At 64.5% G+C, this 1,492-nt stretch carries 1 protein-coding gene; it reads left to right on the top strand.

Features of this window, described 5'->3' with window-relative positions:
- Positions 1 to 1,272 (top strand): ParB/RepB/Spo0J family partition protein (locus JX325_RS16585; RefSeq protein WP_204792135.1); only part of this gene is annotated, 1,272 nt, incomplete at its 5' end.
- Between the last annotated feature and the right edge of the window lie 220 nt (positions 1,273 to 1,492).

A 1,492-nucleotide genomic window follows, 5' to 3' on the forward strand; every position in this document is an offset into this window, starting at 1 on the left:
CCGGAGCCGGGGGCCCAGGGTGTGATCCCCGGCATGGATGGTCCCCCGGCCCCGGAGAANAAGGTGATCAACCTGTCGTCCGTCCGGGCGGGGCAGGAGCAGACGGACCCGGCCAAGGAGGGCGGGCAGGAGTGGGAGAAGCCCCAGGAGCAGCCGGAGCCTCCCCGCCGTGGCCGCCGCCCCAAGAACAAGGAGGCCCCGGCCCAGGGTGAGAGGCCCAAGCGCAAGGGCCGCCCGCCCAAGGCGGAGAAGCAGACCCCCGGCGGGGGCGGAGCTGGCAAGACGGCCAAGACCGCCACACGGGGCAAGGCCGCCGGAAAATCCACCCCGGCCAAGGAGGAGATCCCGCCCCCTCCCGCGCCTGCGCCGGAGGAGCCGCCCCAGCCCAAGGACGCCTCCCGCGCGGAAAAAGAGGAGATCGTCTATCTGGACCTCGACCAGCTCCACCCGTTCCAGGATCACCCGTTCGGCGTCCGGGACGACAATGAAATGAAAGGGCTGGTATCGTCTGTGCGGGCAGGCGGCGTCCACCAGCCCGCCCTGGTGCGTCCCCGTGAGGGCGGGGGCTATGAGATCATAGCGGGCCACCGGCGGCAGCGGGCAAGCGAACTGGCGGGGTACAAAAATATGCCCTGTATCGTCCGCAACATGACGGATGATGAAGCGGTCCTTGCCATGACGGACGACAACCTGCGCCACCNTGAAACGATCCGGCCCAGCGAAAAGGCGGCAGCCTTGAAGCAGCAGTATGAGGCCATCAAGCACCAGGGNACGCGGGGCGACGGCGCGGACCTGGGCAAGCTGTCTCTGGACAAAGTGGGCGAGCGCAACGGCATGAGCGGAAAGACGGTGCAGCGGTACATTTATCTGAATGACCTTGTGCCGGAGCTGAAACAGTTTATGGACGGCGGCAAGCTGTCGTTCACCCCCGCTGTGGAGATTTCCCGTATCAGGCCGGACCATCAGAAGTATATCGCCGTGTCCATTGAGGGGCAGCAGTCGTCCCCCTCCAAGGCCCAGGCGAAGAAGCTGCGGGAAATGGACGAAAAAAACCAGCTCAACCCGGACGTGATCGACGCGGTGTTGAGCCAGGAGAAGAAAAAGGAGGATTTTGACGTGATCATCAGCTCTGCGGAATTGGCCCAGTATTTTGGGAAGGACAAGACGCCCCGTGAAATGAAAGATCAGATCATGGCCCTGTTGGGGGAGTGGAAAGAGAAGCAGCCCCCGGAGCTGGGCAAGGGCGAGAAAACGGCGGATAGGGAGAAGTAAGCGGAAGCTCTGGACACGGTGTCCAGAGCTTTTCCCGTCTCCCCCGTCCCACCGTCTCCCGTGAAAACGGCTCTTGTGGAATATCCCCCGTCGCCGCGCCACCCATAGCACAACCGGGGCAGCCTGTCAAGGGCAAAGCCGCCGCTGCGCGGCGGTGCTCCGCACCCTTGACAGGCAGTCACGGCTGTGCTACTCCCAAGGCGCGACGGGGGATATATGC

Source organism: Oscillibacter sp. CU971 (assembly GCF_905219725.1).
Classification (GTDB): Bacteria; Bacillota; Clostridia; order Oscillospirales; family Oscillospiraceae; genus Oscillibacter.